The sequence below is a fragment of the Eggerthella timonensis genome, from assembly GCF_900184265.1.
Taxonomy (GTDB): Bacteria; Actinomycetota; Coriobacteriia; order Coriobacteriales; family Eggerthellaceae; genus Eggerthella; species Eggerthella timonensis.
The window spans coordinates 3,251,386-3,263,682 of record NZ_FXXA01000002.1; the positions used below are offsets into that span (position 1 = coordinate 3,251,386).

A 12,297-nucleotide genomic window follows, 5' to 3' on the forward strand; every position below is an offset into this window, starting at 1 on the left:
GAGCATGTATACAGTCAACATGATCGATCTGCAAAGCAGCGAGTACGACGAGCTGGCCCTTCTGGTCGAAGCAGAGGAACACGGCGATAACGTCAAGGAACTGGCAACGAACAGGCTCCAGCCCAACGGAGCGGGATTCGACGATAGGCGCAGCGAGGTGTATAGGGGCCTTGACAGCGTCGGCCTGATAACCGGCTTCAGCGTCGACGACGGTTTCGTATTCTTCGAGCTGACCCAAAAAGGGATCGATTTCATTCGCGACTACGAAGCGAGCGTCGCGGCAGAGAAGAAGCGCTCCGACGATCAGAGACGGCATGATTACAAAGTTGCGTCTTACGGTGCCGTAGCTGGAGGCATTCTAGGATTGTTCAGCGGTGCGCTTGGATCATGGCTCTTAAGCTGGCTCTCCTACTTCTTCAACCGATGAGAGACAGGTAAAGCAGTCTGCCCAACATGAACGCGACCGTGTAGCTCACGATGAATGCAACAGCGAGCAGCACCCAGGATCTTTTACTCATTGGAGGCTCCTTTCCAGCCGCCAAGCATGCAGGTATTCAGTTTTGAAGGTACAGATTGGAGCTAGATCGGCCTTACGGTCAGGCTGACTGGCTCCGAACTGACGCTCATGCGGAGATCTCCGACATAAGTTTTATAACCATCGACGCTCGTCACCACGTACTTCCGCCCGGTATCGAGATCGATGAGCGTGTCCCCGACGCGCGAAAACGCGCGCCGCTGCTCAGCTTTGTACTCGCGGATCGCGGCAGCCACGGCATCCTTAATCTCGGAACCGTCGATCTTGACGGTCAGTTCTTTGCAGCTCATACCTGCTCCTTCCCTAATTCGCTTCGCGCTCGACGAAGCTCTCAACGCATGCAAGCGCTTCGGAGATGCCCGAGAACCGACCGAGCAGCCACTCGTGATGCAATAGTTCGTCGGCATCTGCTTCAGCATCGAGGATCCTGCAATGCATGCGATTCTCTGAACGAGCTGCACGGGCGCGCATATTCCGCAGTTCTGCGATGACAGACAGCAGCGGTTCATTCGTGTTTTCGTCCATAGCCGGATCGCTCCTTAGCTTGCTTTGAGCTCGTCAAGGCCTGGAAGCAGAATTTCGTCAGTCCCACAACCGAACACTTCCGCCATCTTCACCAGGTCGGTCGACTTCATATCGGTCGCCCCGGTCTCCCAATTGATGACCGTGTTCTTATGGACGCCGATCTTTTCCGCGAGCTGCTGGCGGCTAATCCCGAGATCATTACGCAGCTTGGCAATGTTGTTTTGCATCAGATCACCTCCAAAAGGAATATAAGTACTTGTATGTGTTCCGAATATAACAAAGCATATCTTATAGTTCAAGCAGTTTATAACAATTTCTTGTGCTATGACCAAATAGTTGTTATAGTTCCTGTAGACAAGGAACAGGAGTCTGATATGACCAAAAAGAAAACCACCGCCAAGGAGAGGATTGATAAAGAACTTGGCATGCGACTTGCAACCGCTCGGAAAGCTAAGGGATACACACAATCCCAAATGGCTGAGTTTTTTGGTATTACCCAGCCCGCTTATCAAAACTACGAATACGGACGCGAAATACGATCAAGCATGATTGTTCAGCTCTGCGAACTCCTCGAATGCTCTACCAGCTGGCTCCTTGGTGTAAAGGATGAAGGAGAACATCTTGATCCAGAAGATCCGATCATGAGGGCTCTCCATATTGCTTGCGACAAGCTCAATGACAAAGGGAAAAGAAAAGTCGTCACCTACGCGGAGGATCTAACTTGCAACCCGGAGATGGTCATTGACGTCAAAAGTACCCATGTGCAAGATAATCAAAGTTCCGGCATCGCTTGACGTATAAAATTTACGCTATAAGCGCACGTTATCAATTAGGAGGCTACATGGGATTCTTTTCGAATAAGGACAAACATCTTCTCAAGCTACGTCTTCAAACAGCCGAGCCTTTCGGTTCTTTTAAGCCTAACGAGCCATGTAATGTGTTGCTCTACGACGACTACATGAAAATCGAATCCGTAGACAAAAGCAAAGTTGCCAAGCTCAAGTACGATCAGGTGACCGATGTTCGCTGTGGTAGTGAACTGTTTGAAAACGAGGCATCAGCGGTCGGAAGAGCCGTCACTGGAGGAATCTTACTCGGCGGCGTAGGTGCTATTGCCGGCGCTGCATCTGCCCTCAAAGGGAAAACTCGCAAGACCGCACTCGTGATTGATTACAGGAGTGGTGGTGGCAGCGATGAGAATCTTGTCTTCACGGATCCGGATCAGCAATCGTCATCTCTTGATACGACTGCTGACATATTGAGAAAGCTCTGTGGAATCGCTACTAAGACCGACAATCTGAGTCGAGATTTTCTGTAGCAAGAAAAGCCTCGCGCATATGGGCTGCAACCCTGCGCGAGGCTCGGCAATAAAACCAACTCCAACGGAAGGAGCGGTCGCATGCATTCTACCATGCCTACGCCCACCGACTGGGCGTGTTGTGCGTATCTGCGTAAGTCTCGCGAAGACGAGGAGCGCGAGAAACTCGGTGCATACAAGACGCTCGAGCGTCACCAAGCAATCATAGAAGGATTGGCCGAAGACAACGGCCACAAGATAGCGAAGTGGTACCGCGAAGTCGTAAGCGGGGAAACCATCAGTGGACGCCCGGATGTCAAACAACTCCTCGCCGACATCGCAAGCAATACATGGGATGCGGTCTATGCCGTCGAAGCATCGCGGTTGGGTCGCGGCGGCGGCAGCGACCAAGAGAAGATCGTAAACGCATTTCGTTACACGAACACGTGGCTCCTCACCGAGGAGAAGAACTACGATCCGAATTCGAAGTCCGACATGAAGCAGCTCAAAAACGATCTGCGGAACTCGGAAGACGAGCTCGACAGCATCACCTCGCGCCTGACGCGCGGAAAGGTGAGCTCGGCGAAGGAGGGGCGTTGGCAGGCTACCGGGCGCACGCCTTATGGATGGCGTGCAGTACGCATCAAGGGTCTATGGCAGCTTGAGCCGGACGAGAACCACGGCAACATGCTTCGCATTTACGATCTACTTGAGTCGGATGTAGGCTGCAACGCCATCGCGACGATGTACAGCAACGAGGGCATCCGTACCGCGCGAGGCGGACATCATTGGACGGCGGCGGCAATTCGCGCAATCGCCCTCAACGTTGCAAATTGCGGCTATGTGACCTACGGTAAAAACGTTACCAAGCGTGTATTTGATCCCGAGACTTTCGAAACGCGAAAAGTTCGGGCACAAAACCAAAACCCAATTTGCGTAAAGGGCCTCCACTACGGAAAAGGCGGCATCAGCGAGGAGCGCTTCAAGAAGATCACCGGCAAGCTCGTCGAGTCCGCTCACCTGCGCAAGGGCCTACAGCTCAAAAATCCATTGAGCCAGCTCCTCAAATGCGGGAAATGCGGCTACGCCATGGATCACCATCAGATGAGTTCGGGTAAAAGCCAAGCCTACTTCTTCGTGCATAAGCGACCGAAAGCCATGACGCGCCCCTGCGACGGATGCCGTGGGGCAAGGGAAACGCTCGTCATGGATGTTTTGGTGACAGCCTTGCGCAAGCTCTTAGCTGATGTCGAATTTCATGTCGGCGAGATCGATAAAACAAGCGAGTATACGATTCACCTCAACGCCCTTAAGTCCGAGCTGATCAAAGCAGGTGCAGCACGCAGCAGGGCGATGGAGGCCTACGAAGCCGGCGCATATACCATCGAAGAATTCAAGGTTCGCAAGGAAGCCATCGACAACCACATCGAAGAAGTGGAGCAAGCTATCGCAGATGCCAAGCCTCCTGAGTACAGCGAAGCCACAGTCGCCTCGTTGAGGGGCTGCATCGAGGCCCTGCTTGATGACGATCTGTCGGCGAAAGCGAAGAACGACGTGCTCAGGGGTATTATCAAGCGCATCGACTACTACAACGATACAGCGCCGTACGTGCCGGATAACAAAGTGCGTCTCGTAATTTTTTTGCGGTAGACATGTATCACCAATCGAAGCACCCGTTCACGAACAGCGCCACCTTCTTGCCGGGCCACGCGATGTCGGGGTGCCCGGGCACCTTCCACTGCAGCCGGTAGCCCGTCAGGCCCGCCGCGCGCAGGCGCTGGCGCACGAGCAGCTCGGGCTTCGTGTTGCTGCGCTTGTTGCCCATCATCGACTTGCGCACGGCCTCGCTCGATGCGGGCGGTGCCAGAAGCTTGGCGGGCGCAGGCAGCGCCGGACGCCCAAGACGGGCCGCCAGCGCGGGAAACGGCTCGTTTTCGGCCCTGAGGAACACCGTTAGCCAACCGTTACTTTTATGTGTAGTTCGAACCATGCCGCGCATGATACCACTGATTTCCCCAGGTGAATTATTCTCTCATCGAAATAATAATCGCAACATTGAGCTTACAGGTTCTTTATTTTCTCAGGGTTTTCCCCGATAATGTGCAGTGCTGTTGTGCGCGTGCGCAAGCACGCACGTACGTTCGGGGCCTCCTGCCCCGATACCGAAATGGAGGGAAACCAAATGGAACAGCCTATGAAAGCGTCTTTGTCTCGCCGCACGTTTCTGGCGGGCAGCGCCGTTGCAGCCGCAGCGGCCGGCCTGAGCCTGGCCGGTTGCGGTGGCGGCAGCACGACGGACACCCCGTCGACCGATGCGGGCACGACCGACACCGGTGCGGCCGCTCAGGGCGGCACGCTGACCGGCGCCTGCGCCTACACGTCCACCAACGTCAACCCGGTCGGCCTCAACGGCGGCTCGGCGCTCATGCTGGCGGCCACGTGGCACGTGTTCGAGGGCCTGTACGACCTCGACCTGCACACCTACAAGACCTACAACGCGCTTGCCGCCGGCGAGCCCACGAAGGTCTCCGACACCGAGTACGAGGTCGCCCTGCGCGACGGCGCCAAGTTCTCCGACGGCACGGACGTGACCACGGCCGACGTGGTGAACGCGTTCGAGCTGAACATGGCCGACGCCACCTGCGGCGCCTTCCTGTCGTTCATCGACACGGTGGCCGCCAAGGACGACAAGACGGTGACCATCACGCTCAAGTACCCCTTCGACAGCCTGCTCAAGGGCCGTCTGAGCGTGGTCAAGGTGTTCCCCGCGTCCCTGACCGACGATCAGCTGAAGACCATGCCCATCGGCTCCGGCCCGTGGAAGTACGACACGGTGAACGGCGACGACGGCGGCACCATCAAGTTCCTGCCGAACGAGAACTACAACGGCACCTACGTGCCCACGGCCGACGAGATGCATTGGAACATCCTGCTTGACAACACGGCCCGCACGACCGCCCTGCAGGAGGCCACGGTCCAGGTCATGGAGAACGTGCCCGACGCCAACGCCGAGCAGCTCACGGCCGCCGGCGCGTCCGTCGACTACATCCAGGGCTTCAACCAGCCGTTCTTCATGTTCAACACGCTGAAGGAGCCCTTCAACGACAAGCGCGTCCGCCAGGCGTTCTACTATGCCGTCGACGTGGACAAGCTCATCAACAACCAGATGGCCGGCCATGCTGCCGCCGTCGAGGGCTTCCTGAACAAGGAGCATCCGAACTTCCACAAGGCGTCCACGGTGTACACGCACGACGTGGAGAAGGCGAAGAGCCTGCTGGCGGAAGCCGGTGCCGAGAACCTGGCCTTCACGCTCGTCGTGAACAACAACTGGGTGAAGGACCTCGCCCCGCAGATCAAGGAAGACCTCAAGGCCGCGGGCGTCGACTGCACCATCGCCGAACAGAAGATCAACTGGAGCGAGTACGCCGAGTCCGCCGACGTGCTGTCCTACGACGTCATGCTCACCCCGGGCGACCCGACCTGCTTCGGCAACGACCCCGACCTGCTGATGTCCTGGTGGTACGGCGACAACATCTGGACCCAGGGCCGCACGTGCTGGAAGAAGGCCGGCGACGGCAAGTTCGACGAGCTGCAGACGCTCATGCAGCAGGCTCGCGAAGCCACCGGCAACGAGCAGCAGGAGCTGTGGAACAAGTGCTTCGACCTGCTGGCCGAAGAAGTGCCGCTGTACCCGCTGTTCCATCGTGCGGTCGCCACCGGCTACCAGGCCGAGCAGATCACCGGCTTCGAGCCCATCGCCACGACGGGCCTCGTGTTCCTCGGCGCCAGCGCGAAGGCGTAAGCGCACGCATCATCTGAGGTAAACGCAACGAAAGGGCTCGCTCCGCAAGGGGCGGGCCCTTGCTTTTGAGAAAGAGGCCCCATGCGATCCATCTCCATTCTCGGTGACTCCATCAGCACGTTCGACGGATGCAACCCGCCGGGTTACCGCGTGTTCTACGAGGGCGAGCGCCGCGCGAGCACCGGCGTGCAGAACCCCGCCGACACCTGGTGGTCCCAGGTGGTCGCCCGCTTGGGCGCACGCCTGCTGGCGAACAGCTCCTTCTCGGGCAGCCTCGTGGAAGGAGCGGGCTTTCCTGCCGGAAGCAGCCAGGAGCGCATCGACGCCCTGGCCGAAGACGGCGTGCAGCCCGATGTCGTCATCGTGTTCATGGGCATCAACGACTACGGCTGGGGCGGCGCGGCGGCGCAGGCCGCCGGTCGCGGCAACGCGCTGCCCGCAACGCTCGACCTCGACGCCATCGCACCGCACGCCCCCGGATACGCCTCCCCCGACGCCGTCGCGCGATTCCGCGCCGCCTACGACCTGCTGCTCAGCCGGCTGCGCGCAACGTATCCGCAGACCGACGTGTGGTGCTGCACGCTCTGCCCTGGCCGCGTGGCAGGCGAGGAACGCCCCACGTTCGCCTGGAATCTGCGCGGCGCGCCGTTTCGCGCCTACAACGACGCCATCCGCACGTCGGCGCGCGAGCACGGCTGCCGCGTGGCCGACCTCGAGGCCTACGGCGTCGACTACGAGGCCGTGGACGGCACCCATCCCGACGCGCGCGGCATGCGCCAGCTGGCCGCGATGGTCGCGTCGTGCGTCGAGGACGGAGACGCCGACGCGCGCTCGCTGCCAGCCGGCCTCTTCGACGCCTCCTTGCGCTCCGAAGAGCTCTGCCGCGGCGACGCGTGCGTGGGCTGCGCGCACGCGCGCGGCACGGGAAGCAGCTGGTTTCTCGTGTGCGAGCGGGGCCGGGAATAGCCTCGACGGCACGCCCGCTCCGGCGGCGTCGGATATGGCTCAAGATCGCTCTTATTTCTCTGCATAATCACCGCAGATCAGATAAAATACGGTTGGTTGTCTACACGCTTACCGCGCCTGCGCGCGCGATGCAGGCAGCAGTTGTCAGTGCAAGCGGGCTTTCGGGCCCACGAAGCGAAAGGGGGATACGGTGAGCAACCTGCTACGATTAATCGGAAGACGCCTCATAGCGCTGCCGATCATGATCTTCGGTGTCACCATCCTCGTCTTCTTCATCATGGCGCTCTCTCCCATCGACCAGGCGTATTCGGTCCTTGGCGAGAATGCCACTGAAGCCCAAGCCGAGCAGTATCGCGAGGAGCACGGATTGAACGATCCCGTCCTCGTCCAATACGGCAACTTCATCGTCGGCCTATTCCAAGGCGACCTGGGCACCTACGGCGCGAACAGCGCTTCGGTGGCCGACCGCATCGGAGAGGCGCTGCCCGTCACGTTGCAGCTGACGTTCTTCGGCCTCATCATCGGCGTGGTGATCGCGGTGATCTTAGGCGTGATCTCGGCCCTGTACCGAGATCGATGGCCCGACCAGATCATCCGCGTGTTCTCCATCGCCTGCATCGCGACGCCGTCGTTCTGGCTGGCGGTGCTCATGATCCTTCTGTTCTCGTCGATGCTGCATGTGCTGCCCGCCTCCGGGCCGCTGCCCTCCATCACGGCCGATCCCGCCGGATGGTTCGCCCGCATGGCCATGCCGGCCTTCGCGCTGGGCATCCCCGTAGCCGGACAGCTCACCCGCGTCATCCGCACGTCCATGGTCGAGGAGCTCGACAAGGACTACGTGCGCACGGCCCTCGGCGCCGGCATCCCGAAGCGCATCGTGGTGGCCCGCAACGTGTTGCGCAACGCGCTGATCACCCCCGTGACGGTGCTCGGCCTGCGCATCGGCTACCTCATCGGCGGCGCCGTGGTCATCGAGGTCATCTTCAACCTCCCCGGCATGGGCATGGCCATCCTCTCGGGCATCCAGTCCAGCTACACGATGCTCGTGCAGGGCGTCGTGCTCGTGGTGGCCATCACGTTCATCGTTATCAACATTATCGTGGATATGCTTTATATCCTGATCGATCCGCGAATCAGGACGGTGTAGCAACATGGTGAAACTACGTGGAAACCTCACTGAGAAGATGGAAGCCAACCCCGGCAAGGTGCATTTCCGCCGCTGGAAGGCCATGAGCATCGGATCGCGCATCTCGCTGGTCGTGCTCGTTCTCATCGCGATGATCGCCGTGCTGGCCAACGTCATCGCCCCGCACGACCCGTTCCAGATCTTCACGGCACGCCAGGCTCCCGACGCCCAGTTCCTGTTCGGCACCGACGACAAGGGCCGCGACGTGCTGTCGCGCATGATGTACGGCGCGCGCTACTCGCTCGTCATCGGCCTCGGCGCCACGGCCTTCGCGCTCATCTGCGGCTCCATCATCGGCGCCATCGCCGCGGTGTCGCGCAAATGGGTGTCGGAAGTCATCATGCGCATCCTCGACGTCGTCATGTCCTTCCCCGGCATCGCGCTGGCCGCCACGTTCGTCATCGCGTTCAAGCCCTCGGTGCCCTCGCTCATCTTCGCCATCGGCTTTCTGTACATCCCGCAGATCGCGCGCATCGTGCGCGCCAACGTGGTGAGCGAGTACAACCAGGATTACGTGCGCGCCGTCGTCGTGTCGGGCGCCCGCGCCCCGTGGATCCTCGTGAAGCACGTCATCCGCAACTGCATCGCCCCGGTCATGGTGTTCACCATCGTGCTCGTGGCCGACGCCATCGTGTTCGAGGCCTCGCTGTCGTTCATCTCGGCCGGCATCCCCGAGCCGACGCCGACGTGGGGCAACATCTTGTCCGACGCGCGTGCGGGCGTGCTGGCGGGCCGTTGGTGGCAGGCGCTGTTCCCGGGCCTCGCCATCATGATCACCGTGCTGTGCCTCAACATCCTGTCCGAGGGCATCACCGACGCCATGGCCGCTGCGCCGAAGGCGCCGGTCAAGGCCGCCGACGACGCGCTGGCCGCCAACCGCGAGGCCGACAAGATGGTCGCCGACCCGACGCTGGCCTACGCCGCCCAGGCCGAGATGCTCGAGCAGCGCCTCTCCCAGCTGCAGGCCATCGAGAAGACGCGCACCGACCGCTTCGAGGCGCGCACCGACGTGCCGCCCATCCTGGAAGTCAAGGACCTGTGCATCAAGTTCCCGCGCCACGGCGACGTGAACGTGGTCGACCACGTGAGCTTCGTGGTGCGCCCGCGCCAGACCATGGGCCTCGTGGGCGAGTCCGGCTGCGGCAAGTCCATCACCTCGCTCACCATCATGGGCCTGCTCGACCCGAAGGCCACCGTCACGGGCGAGGTGCTCTACGACGGGCAGAACCTGCTCGACATGAACCAGAAGCAGATGAACGCCCTGCGCGGCCGCGAGATCGCCATGATCTACCAGGACGCGCTGTCCTCGCTCAACCCGTCCATGCTCATCAAGGCGCAGATGAAGCAGCTCACCAAGCGCGGCGGCACACGCACGGCCGAGGAGCTGCTGGAGCTTGTGGGCCTCGACCCGAAGCGCACGCTGGACTCCTACCCCCACGAGCTGTCGGGCGGCCAGCGCCAGCGCGTGCTCATCGCCATGGCGCTGACGCGCGACCCGAAGGTCATCATCGCCGACGAGCCCACCACGGCCCTCGACGTGACCGTGCAGAAGCAGGTCATCGACCTTTTGAACAAGCTGCAGAAGGAGCTGGGCTTCGCGATGGTGTTCGTGAGCCACGACCTCGCGCTCGTCGCCGAAGTGGCCAACTCCATCACCGTCATGTACGCCGGCCAGGTGGTCGAGCAGGGTCCCGTCACCGACATCCTGTGCCACCCCGTGCACGAGTACACGCGCGGCCTCTTGGGCTCGGTGCTGTCCATCGAAGCCGGCGGCACGCGTCTGCACCAGGTGCCCGGCAGCGTTCCCAGCCCCAAGGACTTCCCCGAGGGCGACCGCTTCACGCCGCGTTCGAGCCATCCTGACAAGGTCTCGCAGCTGCGTCCGGTGCTCAAGCGCGTTGCCGACACCGATCACTACTTCGCCGAGCTGCCCGACAGCGAGCTCAAGCGCCTCGGCATCAAACCGTACGTCCCAGGAGGTGCCATCATATGAGCGAGCAGGAGCGCATGAACGCGGGCGTCCAGCCCGCAGCGGAGGCGGGCGAGCCCACCCCCATCATCTTCCTCGACGATATCCGCGTGACGTTCAAGACGCGCACGGGCTCCATCCTGCACCCGAACAAGGTGCAAGCCGTGCGCGGCCTCACCCTCAAGCTCATGCCGGGCCAGACGCTCGGCATCGTGGGCGAGTCCGGCTGCGGCAAGTCCACCACGGCCAACGTGATGTGCGGCCTGCAGCAGCCCACGTCGGGCAAGGTGTACTTCAAGGGCCAGGACGTGACGAAGCGCACGGCCGCCGAGCGGCGCCTCATCGGCCGCGTGATCTCGGTGGTGTTCCAGGATCCCGCGACGGCGCTCAACGCCCGCATGAGCGTGCACGATCAGCTCATGGACCCGCTCGTGGTGCACAAGGTGGGCGACAAGAATTCGCGCGAGCGTCGCGTGCTCGACCTCATCGAGATGGTGGGCCTGCCGAACTCCGTGCTCGACGCCCTGCCGGGCCAGCTGTCCGGCGGCCAGCGCCAGCGCGTCGCCATCGCGCGCGCCCTGTCGCTCGAACCCGACGCCATCATCGCCGACGAGCCCACGAGCGCGCTGGACGTGTCGGTGCGCGCGCAGATCCTGAACCTGCTCATGGACCTCAAGCGCGATCTCGGCCTGTCCATGGTGTTCATCAGCCACGACATCCAGACGGTGCGCTACATCTCCGACCAGATCATCGTGATGAACGCCGGCGAGGCCGTGGAGCGCGGCGCGTCGAAGGACGTGTTCGAGCGCCCTCAGCACGACTACACGAAGTTGTTGCTGGGCGCAGCCCCATCGCTGCTCCACCCTGAATTGGGCAAGTAGCGCCCACCCCGTTTTGCCCGCGCCCCCGGTTTGCGATCCGGGGGCGCTTTCTTTGTGGTGACCTGCCCTCATTCGTTGACGCTTGCGCTGAGGGAGTTTACCCTTTTACCGTTTACCGACGAACGAAGAGAGGCTTGTTCCTATGACTGATTCACCGTTCCGCGGCGTCATCCCCCCGGTCGTCATCCCGCTGACCGAGAAGCGCCAGCTCGACCTCGAAGCGCTCGAGCGCTCCATCAACCGCATGATCGAGGCCGGCGTCGACGGTCTGTTCTTCCTGGGATCCTCCGGCGAGGTGGCCTTCCTCACCGACGCGCAGCGCTACCATGTGCTGCAGGAGGCCATCGCCATGGTTCACGGCCGAGTGCCGGTGCTCACGGGCATCATCGACATGGAGACCATGCGCGTGGTCGACCAGGCCAAGCGCGCCACGGGCTACGGCGTGGACGCCCTCGTGGCCACCGCCCCCTTCTACGCCCTCGGCGGCCCCAAAGAGGTGGAGCGCCACTTCCGCGCCATCCGCGAGTACACCGACCTGCCGCTGTTCGCCTACGACCTGCCTGCGTGCGTGCACACGAAGCTCGACCCCACGATGCTCGTACGCCTCGGCGAGGACGGCGTGCTGCAAGGCGTGAAGGACTCCTCGGGCGACGACGTGTCGTTCCGCTGGCTGTGCCTGCAGAACGAGGACGCCGGCCACCCGCTGCAGCTGCTGACCGGCCACGAGGTGGTCGTCGACGGCGCGTACCTCAGCGGCGCCGACGGTTCGGTGCCGGGCCTCGCGAACATCGACCCGGCCAGCTACGTGGAGCAATGGCGCGCGGCGCAGGCCGGCGACTGGGAGCGCGTGCGCGAGATCCAGAACCACCTCGCCCGCCTCATGTTCGTCACGCGCGAAGTGAAGGCCACCGTGGGCTTCGGCGCCGGCGTGGGCGCGTTCAAAACGGCGCTGTGGCAGATGGGCGTGTTCAACACGAACCAGATGCGCGAGCCCGTGTGCGCGCTCGAGGGCGAAGACGTGGAGCACATCGTCGAGGTGCTGAAGGGCGCAGGCCTCATGGACGCCGACGCGCCGGTTCGCCAGGCGCACTGGGATGCGTGCCCCGTCGTCCCCGGCACCCCGGCCTGCAAGTAGC

General features: G+C 61.8%; 14 protein-coding genes. 10 read left to right on the forward strand and 4 right to left on the reverse strand.

Going from position 1 to position 12,297, the window contains the following annotated elements:
* Positions 1-4 precede the first annotated feature (4 nt).
* Positions 5-427 (forward strand): hypothetical protein, encoded by a 423-nt coding sequence (locus tag C1A15_RS13790; protein ID WP_101723096.1) that lies wholly within the window; start codon positions 5-7, stop codon positions 425-427.
* A 152-nt stretch (positions 428-579) separates the two neighbouring features.
* On the opposite strand, the gene C1A15_RS13795 is transcribed toward C1A15_RS13790, so the two are convergent.
* From C1A15_RS13795 to C1A15_RS13805, 3 genes are read right to left on the reverse strand one after another with little or no spacing between them, the layout of a single operon-like run.
* Positions 580-825: a hypothetical protein gene (locus tag C1A15_RS13795; RefSeq protein ID WP_101723097.1), complete on the reverse strand. Its 246-nt coding sequence runs from the start codon at positions 823-825 to the stop codon at positions 580-582.
* A 13-nt stretch (positions 826-838) separates the two neighbouring features.
* Entirely contained in the window at positions 839-1,060 is a 222-nt protein-coding gene (locus C1A15_RS13800; RefSeq protein WP_101723098.1) for a hypothetical protein, read from the reverse strand.
* A 14-nt stretch (positions 1,061-1,074) separates the two neighbouring features.
* Positions 1,075-1,287, reverse strand: a complete 213-nt coding sequence (locus C1A15_RS13805) for a helix-turn-helix transcriptional regulator (protein ID WP_101723099.1) — start codon at positions 1,285-1,287, stop codon at positions 1,075-1,077.
* A 147-nt stretch (positions 1,288-1,434) separates the two neighbouring features.
* Here C1A15_RS13805 and C1A15_RS13810 point away from each other — a divergent pair, with 147 nt between their 5' ends.
* From C1A15_RS13810 to C1A15_RS13820, 3 genes are all read left to right on the forward strand, one after another.
* Positions 1,435-1,854: a helix-turn-helix domain-containing protein gene (locus C1A15_RS13810; RefSeq protein WP_180953112.1), complete on the forward strand. Its 420-nt coding sequence runs from the start codon at positions 1,435-1,437 to the stop codon at positions 1,852-1,854.
* Between the two features lie 47 nt (positions 1,855-1,901).
* The gene (locus C1A15_RS13815) at positions 1,902-2,378 is read left to right on the forward strand and encodes a hypothetical protein (RefSeq protein WP_146001866.1); all 477 of its coding nucleotides are present in this window, start codon (positions 1,902-1,904) and stop codon (positions 2,376-2,378) included.
* Positions 2,379-2,459: 81 nt separating this feature from the next.
* Positions 2,460-4,007 carry a recombinase family protein gene (locus tag C1A15_RS13820; protein ID WP_101723101.1) on the forward strand — a complete coding sequence of 516 codons (1,548 nt, stop codon included), beginning with the start codon at positions 2,460-2,462 and terminating at the stop codon, positions 4,005-4,007.
* 7 nt (positions 4,008-4,014) lie between these two features.
* Here the strand turns inward: C1A15_RS13820 and C1A15_RS13825 are convergent, their stop codons facing one another.
* Positions 4,015-4,308 (reverse strand): PDDEXK family nuclease, encoded by a 294-nt coding sequence (locus C1A15_RS13825; protein WP_245865035.1) that lies wholly within the window; start codon positions 4,306-4,308, stop codon positions 4,015-4,017.
* 231 nt (positions 4,309-4,539) lie between these two features.
* Here C1A15_RS13825 and C1A15_RS13830 point away from each other — a divergent pair, with 231 nt between their 5' ends.
* The 6 genes from C1A15_RS13830 to C1A15_RS13855 all read left to right on the forward strand — a co-directional run bounded on the left by C1A15_RS13830 (position 4,540) and on the right by C1A15_RS13855 (position 12,296).
* Positions 4,540-6,159 carry an ABC transporter substrate-binding protein gene (locus C1A15_RS13830; protein ID WP_101723102.1) on the forward strand — a complete coding sequence of 540 codons (1,620 nt, stop codon included), beginning with the start codon at positions 4,540-4,542 and terminating at the stop codon, positions 6,157-6,159.
* An 81-nt stretch (positions 6,160-6,240) separates the two neighbouring features.
* On the forward strand, positions 6,241-7,125 hold the full coding sequence (locus C1A15_RS13835) for an SGNH/GDSL hydrolase family protein (protein WP_101723103.1): 885 nt from the start codon (positions 6,241-6,243) through the stop codon (positions 7,123-7,125).
* A gap of 190 nt (positions 7,126-7,315) precedes the next feature.
* Positions 7,316-8,272: an ABC transporter permease gene (locus C1A15_RS13840; protein ID WP_101723104.1), complete on the forward strand. Its 957-nt coding sequence runs from the start codon at positions 7,316-7,318 to the stop codon at positions 8,270-8,272.
* 4 nt (positions 8,273-8,276) lie between these two features.
* On the forward strand, positions 8,277-10,304 hold the full coding sequence (locus tag C1A15_RS13845) for a dipeptide/oligopeptide/nickel ABC transporter permease/ATP-binding protein (protein ID WP_101723105.1): 2,028 nt from the start codon (positions 8,277-8,279) through the stop codon (positions 10,302-10,304).
* A complete protein-coding gene (locus C1A15_RS13850; protein WP_101723106.1) occupies positions 10,301-11,161 on the forward strand; it encodes an ABC transporter ATP-binding protein in 861 nt (286 codons plus the stop codon). The genes C1A15_RS13845 and C1A15_RS13850 overlap by 4 nt, the downstream gene beginning before the upstream one ends.
* A gap of 142 nt (positions 11,162-11,303) precedes the next feature.
* Complete coding sequence (locus C1A15_RS13855; protein ID WP_101723107.1) at positions 11,304-12,296, forward strand: dihydrodipicolinate synthase family protein; 993 nt, start codon at positions 11,304-11,306, stop codon at positions 12,294-12,296.
* Position 12,297 lies beyond the last annotated feature (1 nt).